Origin of the sequence: Methylobacterium oryzae (assembly GCF_021398735.1) — a bacterium.
Lineage (GTDB): Bacteria > Pseudomonadota > Alphaproteobacteria > Rhizobiales > Beijerinckiaceae > Methylobacterium.
Genome location: NZ_CP090349.1, coordinates 1,988,031 through 2,005,168 on the forward strand (window position 1 = coordinate 1,988,031; position 17,138 = coordinate 2,005,168).

General features: G+C 69.2%; 16 protein-coding genes. 9 read left to right on the top strand and 7 right to left on the bottom strand.

Features of this window, described 5'->3' with window-relative positions:
• Positions 1 to 15 precede the first annotated feature (15 nt).
• The 3 genes from LXM90_RS09495 (at position 16) to recJ (ending at position 3,822) form a co-directional block, all read left to right on the top strand.
• Positions 16 to 471 (top strand): proton-translocating transhydrogenase family protein, encoded by a 456-nt coding sequence (locus tag LXM90_RS09495; RefSeq protein ID WP_020092006.1) that lies wholly within the window; start codon positions 16 to 18, stop codon positions 469 to 471.
• Between the two features lie 4 nt (positions 472 to 475).
• Complete coding sequence (locus LXM90_RS09500) at positions 476 to 1,873, top strand: NAD(P)(+) transhydrogenase (Re/Si-specific) subunit beta (protein ID WP_020092007.1); 1,398 nt, start codon at positions 476 to 478, stop codon at positions 1,871 to 1,873.
• Positions 1,874 to 2,004: 131 nt separating this feature from the next.
• Positions 2,005 to 3,822: a single-stranded-DNA-specific exonuclease RecJ gene (gene recJ / locus LXM90_RS09505; RefSeq protein ID WP_020092008.1), complete on the top strand. Its 1,818-nt coding sequence runs from the start codon at positions 2,005 to 2,007 to the stop codon at positions 3,820 to 3,822.
• Between the two features lie 12 nt (positions 3,823 to 3,834).
• Here recJ and LXM90_RS09510 read toward each other — a convergent pair whose 3' ends face one another.
• The 4 genes from LXM90_RS09510 to LXM90_RS09525 form a co-directional block, all read right to left on the bottom strand.
• On the bottom strand, positions 3,835 to 4,329 hold the full coding sequence (locus LXM90_RS09510; protein ID WP_020092009.1) for a CAP domain-containing protein: 495 nt from the start codon (positions 4,327 to 4,329) through the stop codon (positions 3,835 to 3,837).
• 153 nt (positions 4,330 to 4,482) lie between these two features.
• Positions 4,483 to 5,556: an HD-GYP domain-containing protein gene (locus tag LXM90_RS09515; protein ID WP_020092010.1), complete on the bottom strand. Its 1,074-nt coding sequence runs from the start codon at positions 5,554 to 5,556 to the stop codon at positions 4,483 to 4,485.
• A gap of 109 nt (positions 5,557 to 5,665) precedes the next feature.
• Positions 5,666 to 5,812 (bottom strand): hypothetical protein, encoded by a 147-nt coding sequence (locus LXM90_RS09520; protein ID WP_020092011.1) that lies wholly within the window; start codon positions 5,810 to 5,812, stop codon positions 5,666 to 5,668.
• Positions 5,813 to 6,210: 398 nt separating this feature from the next.
• The gene (locus LXM90_RS09525; protein WP_020092012.1) at positions 6,211 to 6,903 is read right to left on the bottom strand and encodes a GntR family transcriptional regulator; all 693 of its coding nucleotides are present in this window, start codon (positions 6,901 to 6,903) and stop codon (positions 6,211 to 6,213) included.
• Positions 6,904 to 7,381: 478 nt separating this feature from the next.
• Here LXM90_RS09525 and oxlT point away from each other — a divergent pair, with 478 nt between their 5' ends.
• Together oxlT and LXM90_RS09535 are read left to right on the top strand one after the other, a co-directional pair.
• The gene (oxlT, locus tag LXM90_RS09530; RefSeq protein WP_020092013.1) at positions 7,382 to 8,659 is read left to right on the top strand and encodes an oxalate/formate MFS antiporter; all 1,278 of its coding nucleotides are present in this window, start codon (positions 7,382 to 7,384) and stop codon (positions 8,657 to 8,659) included.
• A gap of 113 nt (positions 8,660 to 8,772) precedes the next feature.
• The gene (locus LXM90_RS09535) at positions 8,773 to 9,444 is read left to right on the top strand and encodes a class II aldolase/adducin family protein (RefSeq protein WP_020092014.1); all 672 of its coding nucleotides are present in this window, start codon (positions 8,773 to 8,775) and stop codon (positions 9,442 to 9,444) included.
• A 12-nt stretch (positions 9,445 to 9,456) separates the two neighbouring features.
• Here LXM90_RS09535 and LXM90_RS09540 read toward each other — a convergent pair whose 3' ends face one another.
• On the bottom strand, positions 9,457 to 10,389 hold the full coding sequence (locus LXM90_RS09540) for a methionyl-tRNA formyltransferase (RefSeq protein WP_020092015.1): 933 nt from the start codon (positions 10,387 to 10,389) through the stop codon (positions 9,457 to 9,459).
• Positions 10,390 to 10,578: 189 nt separating this feature from the next.
• A complete protein-coding gene (gene frc / locus LXM90_RS09545; RefSeq protein ID WP_020092016.1) occupies positions 10,579 to 11,856 on the bottom strand; it encodes a formyl-CoA transferase in 1,278 nt (425 codons plus the stop codon).
• 471 nt (positions 11,857 to 12,327) lie between these two features.
• On the opposite strand from frc, the gene LXM90_RS09550 reads away from it, so the two are divergent.
• A complete protein-coding gene (locus LXM90_RS09550; protein WP_012319741.1) occupies positions 12,328 to 12,606 on the top strand; it encodes a hypothetical protein in 279 nt (92 codons plus the stop codon).
• 5 nt (positions 12,607 to 12,611) lie between these two features.
• Here the strand turns inward: LXM90_RS09550 and LXM90_RS09555 are convergent, their stop codons facing one another.
• Entirely contained in the window at positions 12,612 to 13,304 is a 693-nt protein-coding gene (locus tag LXM90_RS09555) for a hypothetical protein (protein WP_020092017.1), read from the bottom strand.
• Between the two features lie 438 nt (positions 13,305 to 13,742).
• On the opposite strand from LXM90_RS09555, the gene LXM90_RS09560 reads away from it, so the two are divergent.
• Genes LXM90_RS09560 through LXM90_RS09570 form a run of 3 tightly spaced genes read left to right on the top strand, consistent with a single transcriptional unit; the run spans position 13,743 to position 17,136 of the window.
• Positions 13,743 to 15,623, top strand: coding sequence for an MHYT domain-containing protein (locus LXM90_RS09560; protein ID WP_103984767.1), 1,881 nt, complete (start codon positions 13,743 to 13,745; stop codon positions 15,621 to 15,623).
• On the top strand, positions 15,623 to 16,075 hold the full coding sequence (locus LXM90_RS09565) for a response regulator (RefSeq protein WP_020092019.1): 453 nt from the start codon (positions 15,623 to 15,625) through the stop codon (positions 16,073 to 16,075). The genes LXM90_RS09560 and LXM90_RS09565 overlap by 1 nt, the downstream gene beginning before the upstream one ends.
• A complete protein-coding gene (locus LXM90_RS09570; protein WP_020092020.1) occupies positions 16,072 to 17,136 on the top strand; it encodes a sensor histidine kinase in 1,065 nt (354 codons plus the stop codon). Before LXM90_RS09565 ends, LXM90_RS09570 begins: the two co-directional genes overlap by 4 nt.
• Positions 17,137 to 17,138: the final 2 nt, after the last annotated feature.

Genomic DNA, 17,138 nt, shown 5'->3' on the forward strand with positions numbered 1-17,138 from the left:
GAGAGGAGTAGCAGAATGGCAAACGTCATCGTCCCTCCCGATCAGGCGGCCGATCAGGCCCGCGTGCTGGCCGACGCCGCGCGCGCCGCGGCCGCGGTGGCGCGCAACGCCGCCGACCAGGCGCAGGTCATCGCCGACGGCATGGGCCACGGGCTCAGCGCCGCCACCGGCGGCGCGGTCGATCCGACCGTGTTCCGGCTCGCGATCTTCGTGCTGGCGATCTTCGTCGGCTACTACGTGGTCTGGTCGGTGACCCCGGCCCTGCACACCCCGCTCATGTCGGTGACCAACGCGATCTCGTCGGTGATCATCGTCGGCGCTATCCTGGCGGTCGGCGTTCCGCTGATCGAGAAGGGCACGGGCCTCGCCCGGTTCTTCGGCTTCATCGGCATCGTGCTCGCCAGCGTGAACATCTTCGGCGGCTTCCTCGTCACGCAGCGCATGCTCGGCATGTACAAGAAGAAGGGCTGAGCCGGTGTCAGAGAACGTCTCCTCCCTTCTCTATATCGTCGCCGGCGTCCTGTTCATCATGGCGCTGCGGGGGCTCTCGCACCCCACGACCTCCCGGCAGGGCAACCTGTACGGCATGGTCGGCATGGGGCTCGCCATCCTGACCACTCTGGTCGGCCACCCGCCGGCGGGTGCCGGCGCCTGGATCCTCGTCCTGCTGGGCTTAGGGCTCGGCGGCGGCGCCGGCGCGGTGATCGCCAAGCGCGTGCCGATGACCGCGATGCCGCAGCTCGTGGCGGCCTTCCACTCGCTGGTCGGCCTCGCGGCCGTCTTCGTGGCCGCGGGCGCCCTCTACGCACCGCAAGCGTTCGGCATCATCGAGAACGGGCACTTCCACAAGCAGTCGCTGTTCGAGATGGGTCTCGGCGTGGCCATCGGCGCCATCACCTTCACCGGCTCGGTGATCGCCTTCGCCAAGCTCGACGGGCGCATGTCCGGCAAGCCGATCATGCTGCCTCAGCGCCACCTCATCAACGCGCTGCTGGCCGCCGGCCTCGTGCTGCTGATCGCCCTGTTCATCGGCACCGAGTCGAAGGCGATCTTCTGGCTGATCGTCATCGCCTCGCTGGTGCTCGGCGGCCTGATCATCATCCCGATCGGCGGCGCCGATATGCCGGTGGTCGTGTCGATGCTCAACTCGTACTCGGGCTGGGCGGCGGCCGGGATCGGCTTCACCCTGGGCAACCTCGCGCTGATCATCACCGGCTCGCTGGTCGGGTCCTCGGGCGCGATCCTGTCCTACATCATGTGCCACGCGATGAACCGGTCGTTCATCTCGGTGATCCTCGGCGGCTTCGGTGGCGACACCGCCGCGGCCGGCACCGGCCAGGTCGAGACCCGGCCCGTGAAGCAGGGTTCGGCCGACGACGCGGCCTACATCATGAAGAACGCCGAGCGGGTCATCATCGTCCCGGGCTACGGCATGGCGGTCGCCCAGGCGCAGCACTCCCTGCGCGAGATGGCCGACATGCTGAAGAAGGAGGGCGTCGACGTGAAGTATGCCATCCACCCGGTGGCGGGCCGCATGCCGGGCCACATGAACGTGCTGCTCGCCGAGGCCAACGTGCCCTACGACGAGGTCTTCGAACTGGAGGACATCAACGGTGAGTTCCCGCAGGCGGACGTCGCCTTCGTGATCGGCGCCAACGACGTCACCAACCCGGCCGCCAAGACCGACAAGGCCTCGCCGATCTACGGCATGCCGATCCTCGACGTGGAGAAGGCCAAGACCGTGCTGTTCATCAAGCGCGGCATGGGCTCCGGCTACGCGGGTGTCGAGAACGAGGTGTTCTTCCGCGACAACACCATGATGCTGTTCGGCGACGCCAAGAAGGTCGTGGACAGCGTGCTGAAGTCGCTCTGAGACCCAGGTCTCCGGCAGCGTCGAGGGGCGGGCAGCGATGCCCGCCCTTTCTCGTTGTGGCGATCGGGTTCACCGTCGCTGTTGCGGCGGGGCGCAAGATTCCCCGCGCCGGCCGGTGTAGGGTGGCGCCCGTGTCGTCCGCTCCGCTCCTCGCCGAATTGCCGCCCTTCCTGGGTGTGGCCGCCTCCGTGACCGGCCGGCGCTGGCAGGAGCGCTGCGGCGGCGCGGCCGTCCAGAATCACATCGCCAAGATGGTCCAGGCCCACGGCCTGCCGGAACTGCTGGCCCGGGTGCTCGCGGGACGCGGGATCGTACCGGAGGCGGCGCCCCGCCACCTCGCCCCGCGCCTGCGGGACCTGATGCCGGATCCGGACACGCTGCTCGACATGGAGGCGGCCGTCCGCCGACTCGTTCGGGCGGTGAAGCGCGGGGAGACCGTGGCGGTTTTCGGCGATTACGACGTCGACGGCGCCGCGAGCGCGGCCCTGCTCGCCGGATACCTCCGCGAGCTGGGTTTGCGCGCGCCGATCCACATTCCCGACCGGATCACCGAGGGCTACGGACCCAACATCGCGGCGATCACCGCGCTCGCGGCCGAGGGCGCGACGCTCCTTATCTGCGTCGATTGCGGGACGAGCGGCCACGCGCCCCTGGAGGAGGCCGAGAAATCCGGCCTGGACGTCATCGTCCTCGACCACCACGCGGCCTCCGAGGTGCTCCCGCCGGCTCGCGCCGTGGTCAACCCGAATCGCCTCGACGACCTCTCGGGCCTCGGCCATCTCTGCGCCGCCGGCATCGTGTTCCTGACCCTGGTCGCGCTGAACCGCGCCCTGCGGCAGGACGGCTTCTTCGGCGGCCATCGTCCCGAACCGCAGCTCACCGACGCCCTCGATCTCGTCGCCCTGGCGACCGTTGCCGACGTTGTGCCCCTCACGGGCCTCAACCGGGCCTTCGTGACCCAGGGCCTCACGGTGATGCGCCATCGCGGCCGCACCGGGCTCGCGGCGCTGCTGGACGCCGCCTCGCTCGGCGAGCCGCCGGAAGCCTGGCACCTCGGCTTCGTCCTCGGGCCGCGCATCAATGCCGGGGGCCGCATCGGCGATTCGGCACTGGGCGCCCGCCTGCTGACCACGGCGGACCCGAGCGAGGCGGCCCGGATCGCCGCCGACCTCGATCGGCTGAACCGCGAGCGCCAGGCGATCGAGGCGCAGGCCGTCCAGGAGGCCGAGGCCGAGATGGACCGGGCGCTGACGCTGGATCCGGCCCGCACCGTGCTGGTGATCGCCAGCGCCGAGTGGCACCCCGGCATCGTCGGCCTCATCGCCTCGCGGTTGAAGGAGCGCTTCAACCGCCCGGCCTTCGCGTTCGCGATCCGCCCGGACGGCACCGCCACGGGGTCTGGGCGCTCGATCCCGGGCGCGGATCTCGGGCTCGCGGTCCGCGCCTGCGTCGAGGCCCGGCTCGCCAGCAAGGGCGGCGGCCACGCCATGGCGGCCGGCGTCACCGTGCGGGCCGACGACATCCCACGCTTCGAGGCGCACCTGGCGATGCTGCTCGGGGCGAGCGTCGCGGTGGCCCGCGCGGCCGACGCCCTGCTGATCGACGGCGGCCTCAGCGCCGGCGGCGCCACCGCGGAGACGGTCCGGCTGCTGCAGCAGGCCGGCCCGTTCGGCCAGGGCGCGCCCGAGCCGCTCTTCGCGCTGGGCCGGCATCGCCTCGTCGATGCCGGCGTGGTCGGCTCGAACCATGTCAGGGCGCGACTGCGCAGCCGCGACGGTCAGGTGGTCGGGGCGATCTGCTTCCGCGCGGCCGAACGGCCGCTCGGCCTCGCCCTCCTGAACGGGATCGGCCGAGAGATGCACGTGGCCGGGACCCTCTCCTGCGACCGCTGGCGCGGCGCCGAGCGGGCCCAGCTCCGGATCGTCGATCTCGCGCGGTCCGAACCCTGAGACGCCCCGGCGTCAGGTCCCGGCCATCACGAGCGCCCAGAAGCGCTTGTACCGCGTCGTGGGTGCATCGACCCGGGCGATCCCGATCCTGCGGATTTGCGGGAGCAGCATGTTCTTGTTGTGCTCGGGGCTCGCCTTCCAGCGGGCGAGCACCTGTTCCAGGGTCTCGGAGCCGGCGCTGAGATTCTCGGCTGCCCAGGATCTCGCGAGACCGGCCGACGCCATGCGCGAGGTGAAGCTGCCGCCGGCATCGTGGCTGAGCTGGCCGCGGCGGGCGTTGTTGCCGGCCTGGAAGGCGGCCGCCTTCACGAGAGCCGGATCGACCACGACCGGGCTCAGGCCGTGCTGGACCCGGTAGGCCGAGATCGCCGCGGCGGCCGCGACCTCGTCGAGCACGGCGGTGTGCGTCGCGTTCTCGACAGAGGACTCGGGAAGGACCGAGAGACCGCCGCACCCGGTGAGGGCCAGCAGGAGGGCGGCGGCGATGGCGCGACTGAGTTTGGGCACGGTCCGGACGGCGTTGCGTGAGACGGGATCGCTTCCCTCCGGCGCGGTTGCGGCGAAAGCGCGGCGCGCGGCGCGCCGGCAGGATCCCGCCGACCGGCGTGGCGCCAGAGCCACGCCCGGCCGCGGATCAGGCCGCGAGTTCAAGCTGCGGATTCAGGCCGCCAGGGCGCTGCCTTTGAGCATGGAGGGCGCGAAGGCCCGCAGGAGATCCGGATCCAGATGCCCGGCGCTGTCCGTCATGATCGACAGCGCCTCGGCGGGCGAGGCGGGCTGCCGATAGGTCCGCCGCTCGGTCAGCGCGGAGAACACGTCGCAGATCGTCACGATCCGCACGAGGTCGGAGATCGCGGGGCCGGACAGCCGATCGGGATATCCTTTCCCGTCCAGACGCTCGTGGTGGTGGCGGACCACGTCGATCACCGCGTCCTCGAAATCGCCGTGCGCCCGGAGCAGATCGGCGCCGATGTCGGGATGGCGCTGCATCAGCCGCAATTCCTCGGCGTTGAGCGGCCCCGGCTTGTTGAGGATCTCCACGGGGATGCGCGCCTTGCCGATGTCGTGCAGGAGCGCCGACCGCACCAGCAGTGCGAGATCGGTCTGACCGAGCCCGATCTGCGAGCCGAACGTGGCGGCATGGCCCGCGACGCCGAGGGTGTGCTGATAGACGCCAATCTCGTGGCGCCAGACCTCGGCAAGCCACTCGGAGATCCCGACCTCGGAGATGGCCGCCAGAACGAGCTCGGTCCCGCGATCCGCGTCGGCGCGCTGCAGCCGGGCCCCGAGGGCGGCGCTGTCGAAGATCTCGGCGACGACGGCGGTCGCGCCCGAGACGCGCTCCAGGAGCCGGCGCTGCCGCAGCTCTGCGGACCGCGTCGCCTCCTCGATCATGGCGAAGACGTTCGCCAGAACGAGTTGCCGGGGCGAGGCGGCCGGCAGCTGACGCAGATAGCGGGTAGCCGGCATGGGTTCGCCGCGCACGAGGACGAGGCGCGGAACCGGCGGTCCGTGTTGGGGGAGGGTCGACTGCACTCTGGCGGTCTGGGCCGGCGGCAGGTCGAGGATGACGAGGTGCGGGCGGCCTGACGGTAGCGGCGCGCCGGGCGGGATCGACCAGCAGTTCATCACGAGCGCGATGGCACGCTCGAGGGCCGATCGTTCGGACGGGCGGTCCGATACGAGGAGGACGAAGGGGCCGTCCGAGAAAACCGAGGCTGCGCCGAGGGCCAACGCGGTAGCTCCTCGCCCGCACGGTCAACGATCGGTTCACCCTACGCGTAAAATTTGAGGAAAGCGTTACCCCTACGCACTCTCTGGTATCGCGGATCCAGCTCTGACTTCAGGCGAGCTTGGCGTTCGCGACGTCGGCGGTCGGCTCGACAGTGTTCCGGGCACGGTCGGCGGAGAGGAAGTCCGCGAACTTGACGGTGAGCAGCGCCTGGCAGGCGGCGAAGGCGACAAAGATGGCGAGGAAGCTGGCGATCATCGGATTCTCCGGCGCGGTCTGGAACCGCCTCATGTTGCGACGCAATGCGTGCCATGCTGCTGCGCAACTTGGTATGCCAGATTACGAATACCGATTATGTCGAACATGCATGGGGCGCGCAGATCGAGCCCACAAAGTTCGGATTGTTGCCCAGTCATGCATAAAAATGCACAACCGATCAGCTTTGAAAGGTTGTGGCCTGGCCGAACATGTTCTGCAGTGCATCAACGCTTGCGCGCGATTTATATTCAGGCGCGTGCTGAGCTTGTGTGATAGCCGGCGCGGCAAACGAGGGTTCCCCCCGAGCGCCGCTCGCGCCCTTGGCCCATCATCATGCCGCACAGGCACGAGGTGTCGTCCGGGCCGGGCGATCCGTCAGGCGAGGACTGAACGGTCGCTCAATCCAGATAATCGCCGTAGGTGTCGACGTGCTGCGCGAGACCCAGACCGTGCTCGCGAACGAGTCTCTCGGCCAGATCGGCATCACGGGCTTCGAGCGCCGAGATGATGGCGACGTGCTCCCGGATGGAGCGCTCCGCCCGATCGCCCTGCCGGAGCGCGGTGCTGCGGATGCCGCGCACGTGCATGAGCAAATTGCTGGTCAGATCGGCGATCGCCTCGCAGTGACCCAGCGCGATGATCCGCTGATGGAATCGGATGTTCGCGTCCGAATACTCGTCCATGTGTTCGGACGGCTGGCCCTCGAAGAACTCGGGGAAGGATTCGCGCAGCGAGCGGAGCTGGCCGTCGGTGGCGCGCGCGCAGGCGAGGCGTGCCGCCATGCTCTCCAGCGCCGTCCAGGCGTGGATCATGCTGACGATCTCGCGCTTGTTCTTCTTGATCACGAAGACGCCGCGCCGGGCCTCGGAGCGGACGAAGCCTTCCTGCTCCAGAACCGTCAGGGCCTCCCGCACCGGGGTGCGGCTGACACCGAGATCCTGCGACAGCTTGCGCTCGTCGAGCCGCACCTCGTCCGGACGCCCGTAGATGTCCATGTTGGTGATGGCCGTCTTGAGCGCCTCGTAGGCCAATGTCCGGAGACTGGAGCTGGCGACGATGGGCTTCACGCTCAGCGGTTCGGAATTCGACATCCCTCGTCCAGTCAGCTCACACGCATGATGTCTCGCACGCATTCTCTGTCGTGCGCTCTCAAACGACCTAACCCAAACCTTTGCGAGATCCTAGTCGATCGCGGAGCGGTCCCACAGACCTGTGACCATTGCCGGCGCTCGGCACCTGAAAAATTGGCCGCGGCGCGACCATCACCCGTCGCCTAGCGCGACACGTTCGGGAAGGCGATTTAATCCCCGGTCGCGAACCTGTGTTTTTTTGCAGGTTTGATTGACACCCCGGGATTAAATCAGCACCATCTTGCTGGCATACCGTCGACCATCGGACATCAAGGCCGACTCGGCGTCGGATGCTGCTGTACTGCAGAGATTATTTGTCTGCGGGCCAAGAATTTTTCGAAGAATTCCGATCACGTTGTTCTGACAAGCTGCGCCGTGGCAGGGCATAAGCCCGGTTCGAGCGCGAACGCCGACAAGAATACTGCCAAGAGGGAACGGTATGTCCGAGATCGTCAAACCGGTTGGGCGCGGCCGCTGGCTGCAACTCGCCTTCGGCGTCGTCTGCATGTGCATGATTGCCAATATGCAGTACGGCTGGACCTTCTTCGTGAGCCCGATGCAGGAGCGGCACGGCTGGGATCGCGCGGCGATCCAGGTGGCGTTCACGCTGTTCGTCGTCACCGAGACGTGGCTGGTCCCGATCGAGGGCTGGTTCGTGGACAAGTACGGTCCGCGCATCGTCACGCTGTTCGGCGGCCTGCTCTGCGCCGTCGCGTGGGTGATCAATTCCTACGCGGACTCGCTCACCGTGCTCTACATCGCGGCCGCGATCGGCGGCACCGGTGCAGGCGCGGTTTACGGTACCTGCGTGGGCAACTCGCTGAAGTGGTTCCCCGACCGCCGCGGCCTGGCCGCCGGCATCACCGCCATGGGCTTCGGCGCGGGTTCGGCACTCACGGTCGTGCCGATCCAGGCGATGATCAAGTCCCAGGGCTACGAGGCGGCCTTCTTCTACTTCGGGATCGGGCAGGGCGTGATAGTCATGCTGATCGCCCTGTTCCTGCGCGCGCCGGCCAAGGGCCAGGTTCCGGAAGTCGCCCGGGTCAGCCAGTCGAAGCGGGACTACAAGCCCTCCGAGATGGTCCGCACCCCGATCTTCTGGGTCATGTACGCGATGTTCGTCATGATGGCCGCCGGCGGCCTGATGGCCACCGCGCAGCTCGGCCCGATCGCCAAGGACTTCAAGATCGCCGACGTCCCGGTCTCGCTCCTGGGGATCACGCTGCCGGCGCTGACCTTCGCGGCCACGCTCGACCGGGTTCTCAACGGCGTGACGCGCCCGTTCTTCGGCTGGGTCTCCGACCATATCGGCCGCGAGAACACGATGTTCCTGTCCTTCGCGATCGAGGGCCTGGGCATCTACGCGCTGAGCCAGTTCGGCCAGAATCCGATCGCCTTCGTGCTGCTGACCGGTCTCGTGTTCTTCGCGTGGGGCGAGATCTACTCGCTGTTCCCGGCGACCTGCGGCGACACGTTCGGCTCGAAGTACGCGGCGACCAATGCCGGGCTGCTCTACACGGCCAAGGGCACCGCGGCGCTGATCGTTCCCTACACCAGCGTGCTCACGACCATGACCGGAAGCTGGCACACGGTGTTCCTCGCGGCCGCGGCCCTCAACATCCTCGCGGCCCTGCTGGCGCTGTTCGTCCTCAAGCCGATGCGCGCCGCCTACACCAAGAAGCCCGAGGCGGGCCTCGCGCCGGTGCTGGCGCAGTAGCAGGCCCCGATCGCTCGCCGCCGCGGCGCCGAACCGAAGCGAATAAGCCCGGCGCCGTCTTTACGGCGCCGGGCTTCCTGCATACCGGGAACCGGGCCTTCCGGAGATCGGGCATGGACAGGGACGAGCGGATCGCGCGCGAGGGCGTCGTAGCGGCGGCGCGGGCACTCGACGCACAGGGGCTGAACCGCGGCACGTCGGGCAATGTCTCGGTGCGCTTCCGCGACGGGCTCCTGATCACCCCGTCGGGCGTGCCCACCGAACGGATCGGACCGGACGACGTGGTCCGGATGGGTCTCGACGGCACCCACGCGCCGGATCGGAAGCCGTCATCGGAATGGCGCTTCCACCGGGACATCCTCGCGTCCCGTCCGGAATTCCACGCGGTGGTCCACGCGCATCCGGTCTACTGCACCGCCTTCGCGATGTGCGGAGAGGCCATCCCGGCGGTCCACTACATGATCGCGACCTTCGGCGGCCCGACGGTACGCTGCGCGCCCTACGCGCCCTACGGCACCGCGGAACTCTCGGACCTCGCCCTCGCGGCGCTCGTCGACCGCAACGTCTGCCTCCTGGCCAATCACGGCATGATCGCGGCCGGGGCGAGCCTGGAGAAGGCCCTGTGGCTCGCCGTCGAGCTGGAGACGCTCTGCCAGCAATACGCCGTCGCGCGGCAGATCGGGACGCCGATCATCCTGTCCGACGACGAGATCGGCACGACGGTCGAGCGCTTCCGCGGCTACGGTCTGAATGCGGCGCGGCCGACCGCGCCGGAGACGACCTGACGCGCGGGTGACCTAGCGCCCGAGAAACTGACCGACCGCCAGCCCGGCCTCCCGGGCGTACTCGGCGGCCGCGACCTTCTTGCCGCCCTCCGCCTTGACCTTGCGGATCTCGAGGCGCCCGCCCTGCGCGCAGACGCTGAAGCCCTCGTCGTCGACGGCGATCACCTCGCCGGGCTTGCCGACGACGTCGGCGAGCTTGCGGATCCGATGCAGGCTGCTGTCGAAGATCTGGAGCTTCTTGCCGTCGTGCGTGGTCCAGGCACCGGGTGCCGGGTTCGCCGCGCGGATCAGGTTGTAGATCTGCTCGGCGTGGGCCGACCAGTGGATCTCCGCCTCGGCGCCGCGGAACCAACCCTCGTAGCTCGCGGCGTCCTCGTCCTGATCGATCTCGACATGCTGGCCGGCCACGACGAGGTCGGCCGCCTCGAGCATGGCCTCGACGCCCATCGGGAACAGGTTGTCGAAGTAGACGTCGCCCAGGGTCGCGTCGGCGCCGATCGGGCAGGATTTCTGCAGGATCACCGGCCCCTCGTCGAGACCGTCGGTCGGCCGGAAGATCGTCAGGCCGGTCTGCAACTCGCCCCGGGCGATCGGCCAGTTGATCGAGGAGGGGCCCCGGTAACGCGGCAGCAGGCTCGGATGATACTGGATGGTGCCGTGCTTCGGGATGTTGACGAAGCTCTGCGGCGCGAACTGGAGCACGTAGGCCATGACGCCGATATCGGCGTTCAGGCCGCGCATGGCGTCCTCGGCCTCAGGGCTCTTCAGGCTGGGGAACTGGAAAACCGTCAGCCCCTTCTCGACGGCCGCCGTCTTGAGGACGTCCGGCTTGGCGCCGGGCTTCTCAGGCGCGCAGAACACCGCCGCAACCTCATCGCCTCGTTTGAGGAACGCCTCCAGGACCGCTTTTCCGAAATCCTGTTGACCGATGAAGGCGATGCGCATGCAGGCTCCTGGGTGTCATCCGGACCCTGAGCGGGGCCGGGGAGAAACAAACCGAACGCGGGCTCGGCGGCGCGACCGTGCCCCGGCTGTCGAACGGCGTCACCCGGAATCCGGGGCCGCGCTTCACGCACGCCCCCGGATTGTAACATCGGCGATCCGGGATCTCGCCCCCGGATCGCCGGAGACCGATCACTCCGCCGCGATCTTCTGGACCGCGCCGATCGCGCCAGATTCGGCGATCTCGCCAACCTCGGCCTCGGAGTAGCCGAGCACGGAGCGCAGGATCTCATCGGTGTGCTCACCGAGGAGCGGCGAGCGGGTGACCTCGCTCGGGCTCGCCGACAGCTTGATGGGGTTGCCGACCGTCAGGTACTTGCCGCGGGTCGGGTGATCGACCTCCACGATGGTGCCGGTCTTCCGCAGGGACTCGTCCTCGGCGATCTCCTTCATCGACAGGATCGGGCCGCAGGGGATGTCGTACTTGTTCAGGGTGTCCATCACCTCGAACTTCGACACCTTCATCGTCCAGGCCTCGATCCGCGTGAAGATCTCGTTGAGATGCGGCAGGCGGGCCTTCGGGGTCGCGTAGTTCGGATCGGTCTTCCAATCCGGCTCACCGATGATGTCGCAGATCGGCTCCCAGACGGCGGCCTGGGTGATGACGTAGATGTAGGAGTTCGGGTCCTGCTCCCAGCCCTTGCAGCGCAGGATCCGGCCAGGCTGGCCGCCACCGGAATCGTTGCCCGCACGCGGGGTCGCCTCGCCGAACGGGATGCCCTCGCCGAACTGGCTGTACTCCCTGAGAGGCCCGTGCGCGAGACGCTGCTGGTCGCGCAGCTTGACCCGGCAGAGGTTGAGCACGCCGTCCTGCATGGCGCAGTCGACCTTCTGGCCGAGGCCGCTCTGGGTCCGGTGGTAGAGCGCCGTGACGATGCCGAGGGCGAGGTGCAGGCCGGTGCCGGAATCGCCGATCTGCGCGCCCGTCACCATCGGGATTCCGTCGCGGAAGCCCGTCGTCGACGCGGAGCCGCCGGCGCACTGCGCGACGTTCTCGTAGACCTTGCAATCCTCGTAGCGGCCCGGACCGAAGCCCTTCACGGAGGCCAGGATCATCCGCGGGTTGACCTCATGGATCTTCTCCCAGGTCAGGCCCATGCGGGCGAGGGCGCCGGGCGCGAAATTCTCGACCAGGACGTCGCATTCCTTGATCAGCCGCCAGAGAACCTCCTTGCCCTTCGGGTTCTTCGAGTCGAGCGTGATCGACCGCTTGTTGTGGTTCAGCATCGTGAAATAGAGGCTGTCCACGTCCGGGATGTCCTGAAGCTGCTGACGCGTGGCGTCCCCCGCGCCCGGCCGCTCGACCTTGATGACGTCGGCGCCGAACCAAGCCAGGAGCTGCGTACAGGTCGGGCCGGATTGAACGTGGGTGAAGTCCAGGATGCGGACGCCTTCGAGGGCCTTGGTCATGATCGGTCTCGGAGCTGGAGTCGGTTTGGGGATGTCGGAGGGCGGCTCAGGCCGCGCGGGATATCGGTTCGATGCCTGCACGGGCCCGTGTCGCGCGTGCCGCGACTGAGGGGCAGGGGCCTTCCATCCTCGAACGGATCATGTCTGTTCTCCCTCCCACAGCGCGGTCCCGTCGTATCGCGACACCGTCACGCGGACCCGGAGTGACGAGTCCGCCAATTTGTATACCACATGCCATTTGCCGGATGCGAGTGCCTATTGTGGACACCTCCGGCACCGGCCGATGGCCGACCGTAAGCCGGTGCGGGCTCGCGCTCAACACGCTGCACAGCGTGCAGGGGGTCCGGGGCGGCGACCCCTTGGCATTCGCCGACAGGCGGTCCATGATTTCGCCAAAATTGCCCCAGCCGCGGGATGAAATACGCGTCGCGGCCGTGGGTGAAACGATGTAACGCTGCACGAGGAACGCCCATGCTCGCCAGCACCAGCCTGATCAAGTCGTCCTGGATCGCCGTCGACGTCGCCCACGACCGCGCCGAGCGCGTGTTGGTGGTCGAGACCTACATCGCCGTCAGCCCGCTCGAACCGAATTACGACGCCGCGCAGTACGAGCGGGTGCTCGCTTGCGTTCAGAAGGTGCTCAAGACGCACCCGGAGATCGACCGCGCGTCGATCCTGAGCATGCATCGCGGCTCCGGCTGTACGGCTCTGTTCCGCGACACGCCCGCGAAGCAGCCCGCGGCGGCCTGAGGCGTTCAGGCCTCGCCGCCCTCGGTCGGTCGGGACAGGTCCGGCGGCTCGAGGGCGACTCGGGCCGCGTGGAACCACCAGAGCGGGATGTCGCGATTGGCCTTCGCCAGTTCCGACGCCCATCCCTCCTTGGGCATGACGTCGGCCCGGTCGGCGAACAGGCGCAGCGCCGCCTCCGCGCGCTCCCGTCGGCAACGCTCCTCGATCGCCCGCCGCTCGGCCTCGGCGCGGGCGTCGGTCTGCTCGATGAGGCGCCGGGTCGCGAGATCGTCGGCGTCGAAGGCGAATTGCTGCCAGAACGCCTCGGCTTCCCGCGCGACATCCCGCTCGCGGCGCAGCGTCGCGAGCGCTTCCTCCGCGGTGTGCCGCGCCGTCTCGGCGGCCTCGGCGCGGGCGACGAGGCGGTTGTTCGCCTCCAGCAGCTCCCGCTCGCGCTCGGGCGACATCCTCTGCCGGCGCAGCACCCGCAGTTCCTCCTCGTCGGCATGGCGGGCGGCCATCAGGTCCGCGAGCGGACCGGCCGCCAGGGCGTCGGCGGATCGGCGATAGCGCTCGCGCAGGCCCGGGTGGCGGGCCTCAAGGTCCGTGTCGGTCCAGGCGGCGCGATCCTCCCCGTCCGTCCGCTCGCAATCGTACAGAGCCTGCGCCAGGGCTTCGCGCAGGTCGTCCGGAAATCGTGCCGCGGCGTGTCCGTTCATGAACCTGCATTCGCGTTGAGCGATCAACAGAACCTAGAACGCGCGCGACCGCCGGGAGAGACCGTCGCTGTGTGACGAACGCGTTTTTTTTCGACGCGGCTCGGCCGCGCAGCGGCGGCGATACGCGCCTGTCCACCGAGGCATTCCGGCCGGGATGCCAGCGTCGCCGTCATCCAGCCTCTGGCGCGCATCCTGTCTGCCGGTCTCGTCTGACGGGGGTCGCGGTGCATCATCGCTGACCCTGCTTGCCTGAGCCTGTGTGGCGCGCACCGGGATGCCGATCGCGGTGGCCGATCCGTTCTGGTCCCGGCGCCGGTCTCGGTGCTCGCCGACGCGGCTCGATGTTCGGGAGCTTCATGCGTCTCGGAATCGCGATAGCGCCGACGGATCACCCGGGATACATCGCGAGAAGGCTCATTCACGCGTCGATCGCAGTCGATGGTCCATACTGGCTACAATCCGGCGCTGGTCGCCCTGTCGATCGGCCTCGCGGTCTTCGCGTCCTACACCGCGCTGGACCTGGGCGCGCGGATCCGCGGGCCCGTCGCGGGACCGCGCTGGCCGTGGATCGCCGGCGCCGCCCTCGCCATGGGCGGGGGCATCTGGTCGATGCACTTCATCGGCATGCTGGCCTTCGAGATGGGCCTGCCGGCCGCCTACGATACCGGACTCACGCTCCTGTCCCTCGCGATCGCCGTCGCGGCGACCGGCGCCGCCTTCCTGTGGGTGGCGCGCGTCGGCGAGGGGACCGGCAGCCTTCTCGTCGCCGGCCCGCTGATGGGCCTGGGCGTTGCCGGCATGCACTACACCGGCATGGCGGCGCTGCGGATCCCCGGCGACCTCGCCTATAGCCCGGCGATCATCGCGCTCTCGGTGGCGATCGCCGTGACCGCGGCGACCGCCGCCCTGTGGCTCTCCTTCCGGCAACACGGCGTCTGGCAGAAGCTCGTCGCGGCCTGCGTGATGGGCCTCGCGGTGGCGGGCATGCACTACACCGGCATGGCGGCGGCGACGATCACCGCCGAGGCGGGCGGCGCCCACACCGCCCACGCGGTGACCGGCGCTCCGGCTCAGCAGAACCTCGCCCTCTACGTCGCCGGTGCCACGTTCCTCATCCTGTTCCTGGCGATGCTCGCCTCGTCGCTGGACCAGCAGCGCGTGCAGCGCGAGCTCCAGGCGAGCGAGGCGCGGTTCCGGGCCGCCGTGCAGGCCGTGCGCGGCGTGCTCTGGACTAACGATGCGACGGGCCGGATGCTCGGCGAGCAGCCGGGCTGGAGCGCGATCACCGGTCAGACGCGGGCGGAGTATCAGGGTTACGGCTGGGCCGACGCGGTCCATCCCGACGACATGGAGGCCTCCGTCGAGACGTGGAACGCGACCGTCCGGGCGCGGCGCACCTACGTCCACGAGCACCGGGTTCGGGTGCGCGACGGGACGTGGCGACACTTCGCGATCCGTGCCATCCCGGTCATCGACGCGCGCGGCGAGATCCGCGAGTGGGTCGGCGTCCACACGGACATCACCGAGCAGCGTCAGGCCGAAGCCGACCTGCGCGAGTCCAACGAGGAGATCCAGCGCTACGCCTACATCGTCAGCCACGACCTGCGCGCGCCGCTGGTCAACGTGATGGGATTCACGAGCGAGCTGGAGGCGACCCGGACCGAGGTCGCCGCGGCCCTCCGGGATCACCCCGCGGCAGAGCGGCTCGACGCCGATTTCGGCGAGGCGCTCGGCTTCATCAAGGCGGCGGTGAACCGGATGGAGGGGCTGATCGCCGCCATCCTCAAGCTCTCGCGAGAGGGCCGGCGACAATTCTCGCCCGAGGCCCTCGACATGACGGGCGTGCTCCGCGGCGTGGCCGATGCCCAGCGGCATCAGGCGGAGGCGGTCGGGGCCACGGTGACGATCGCCCGCGACCTGCCCGAGATCGTCGCCGACCGGCTCGCGATCGAGCAGGTCTTCGGCAACCTGCTGGACAACGCCGTGAAATACCTCGACCCGAGCCGGCCTGGACGGATCACCGTCACGGCCAAGGCCGTGGGCGAACGCGGCGTCTGCTTCTCCGTCGCCGACAACGGCCGGGGGATCGCCGCGCGGGACCATGCCCGCGTCTTCGAACTCTTCCGCCGATCGGGCGCCCAGGACCGCCCGGGCGAGGGGATCGGTCTCGCCCACGTGAAGGCGCTGGTGCGCTCGTTCGGGGGCCGGATCGAGATCCGTTCAGAACTCGGTGTGGGCACGACGTTCGACGTGACCTTGCCGCACGGGACAGCTACAGCGGTCCGGATCGACCCCGAACCGGCGCCCATCGCCGCCTAATGAGCGTGGAGCGGCCCGTGCACCCCGTCAGCATCGTGATGATCGAGGATGACGAGGGCCATGCGCGCCTGATCGAGCGCAACATCCGACGCGCCGGCGTCAACAACGACATCGTGCCGTTCCGCAACGGCACTTCGGCGCTGGACTATCTGCTCGGGCCGGACGGCTCCGGCGAGGCGAGCGCCCGACGGCACCTGCTGATCCTGCTCGACCTCAACCTGCCGGACATGACCGGCCTCGACATCCTCGAGAAGGTGAAGGCGAACCCGCACACGCGTCGGTCCCCGGTGGTGGTCCTGACCACGACGGACGACAGCCGCGAGATCCAGCGCTGCTACGACCTCGGGGCCAACGTCTACATCACTAAGCCGGTGAGCTACGACGGCTTCGCGAACGCGATCCGCCAGCTCGGTCTGTTCTTCTCGGTCATGCAGGTTCCGCAGAACCCATGACTGCTCGGCGTGCCAGCGGGGACGGCACCGCCGCGGCGGCACGCATCCTCTACATCGACGACGATCCCGGCCTCGGCCGCCTGGTCCGGCGCGCCCTCGAGGCGCGCGGCTACGCGGTCGAGCTCTGTCCCGACGGCGCGGCGGGGCTGGCGCGGCTCGCCCAGGGCGGGATCGACGCCGTCGCCCTCGACCACCACATGCCGGGACAGACGGGCCTCGACCTGCTGCCCGAGATCCGCGCGCTGCCCGAGGCGCCGCCGGTCATCTACGTGACCGGCTCCGAGGACAGCCGCGTCGCCGTGGCGGCCCTGAAGGCCGGAGCTGTGGACTACGTCTGGAAGGACGTCCAGGGTCAGTTCCGCGAGCTGCTCGGCGAGGCCGTCGCCACCGCCCTCCGGCAGGAGAGCCTGCGGCGCGACAAGGAGCGGGCCGAGGCCGAGATGCGCGAGGCGCGCGACCGCGCCGAGCTGCTGCTGCGCGAGGTCAACCACCGCGTGGCCAACTCCCTGGCCCTCGTCGCCGCCCTGGCGCACATGCAGCGCAACGCCGTCACGGACCCGGCCGCCAAGGCGGCGCTCGACGAGATGCAGGCCCGGATCTCGGCGATCGCCGGCATCCACCGCCGCCTCTACACGTCCGACGACGTCGAATCCGTCGAGCTCGACGCCTACCTGCAGAGCTTGGTCGAGGAGTTGCAGGCCGCCATGCGGGCGAGCGGGCGCGACCACGCGATCCGCCTTCGTGCCGCGCCGGTGCGGCTCTCGACCGACAAGGCCGTGTCGGTCGGCGTTGTCGTGACCGAACTCGTGACCAACGCCTACAAGTACGCCTACCCGGTCGGCACGTCGGGCGAGATCCGCGTCGCGGTCGAGCGGGACGCCGCCGACACCGTGCTGCTCGCCGTCGAGGATGACGGTATCGGCTGGACCGGGGAGGGCGAGGTCCGCGGCACCGGTCTCGGGTCGCGCATCGTGCGCGCCATGGCGTCGAACCTGCGCTCGGCCCTGTCGTATGCCCCCCGAAGCGCCGGGACGCGCGCCGTCCTCGCGTTCCAGGCCTGAGC

Excerpts from the sequence above, each read along its gene's own strand:
- LXM90_RS09495 (WP_020092006.1), top strand. The coding sequence starts at position 16 with ATGGCAAACGTCATCGTCCCTCCCGATCAGGCGGCCGATCAGGCCCGC.
- LXM90_RS09520 (WP_020092011.1), bottom strand. The coding sequence starts at position 5,812 with ATGATCGCCAGCTTCCTCGCCATCTTTGTCGCCTTCGCCGCCTGCCAG.
- LXM90_RS09525 (WP_020092012.1), bottom strand. The coding sequence starts at position 6,903 with ATGTCGAATTCCGAACCGCTGAGCGTGAAGCCCATCGTCGCCAGCTCC.
- oxlT (WP_020092013.1), top strand. The coding sequence starts at position 7,382 with ATGTCCGAGATCGTCAAACCGGTTGGGCGCGGCCGCTGGCTGCAACTC.
- LXM90_RS09535 (WP_020092014.1), top strand. The coding sequence starts at position 8,773 with ATGGACAGGGACGAGCGGATCGCGCGCGAGGGCGTCGTAGCGGCGGCG.
- LXM90_RS09540 (WP_020092015.1), bottom strand. The coding sequence starts at position 10,389 with ATGCGCATCGCCTTCATCGGTCAACAGGATTTCGGAAAAGCGGTCCTG.
- frc (WP_020092016.1), bottom strand. The coding sequence starts at position 11,856 with ATGACCAAGGCCCTCGAAGGCGTCCGCATCCTGGACTTCACCCACGTT.
- LXM90_RS09550 (WP_012319741.1), top strand. The coding sequence starts at position 12,328 with ATGCTCGCCAGCACCAGCCTGATCAAGTCGTCCTGGATCGCCGTCGAC.
- LXM90_RS09555 (WP_020092017.1), bottom strand. The coding sequence starts at position 13,304 with ATGAACGGACACGCCGCGGCACGATTTCCGGACGACCTGCGCGAAGCC.
- LXM90_RS09560 (WP_103984767.1), top strand. The coding sequence starts at position 13,743 with ATGGTCCATACTGGCTACAATCCGGCGCTGGTCGCCCTGTCGATCGGC.
- LXM90_RS09565 (WP_020092019.1), top strand. The coding sequence starts at position 15,623 with ATGAGCGTGGAGCGGCCCGTGCACCCCGTCAGCATCGTGATGATCGAG.
- LXM90_RS09570 (WP_020092020.1), top strand. The coding sequence starts at position 16,072 with ATGACTGCTCGGCGTGCCAGCGGGGACGGCACCGCCGCGGCGGCACGC.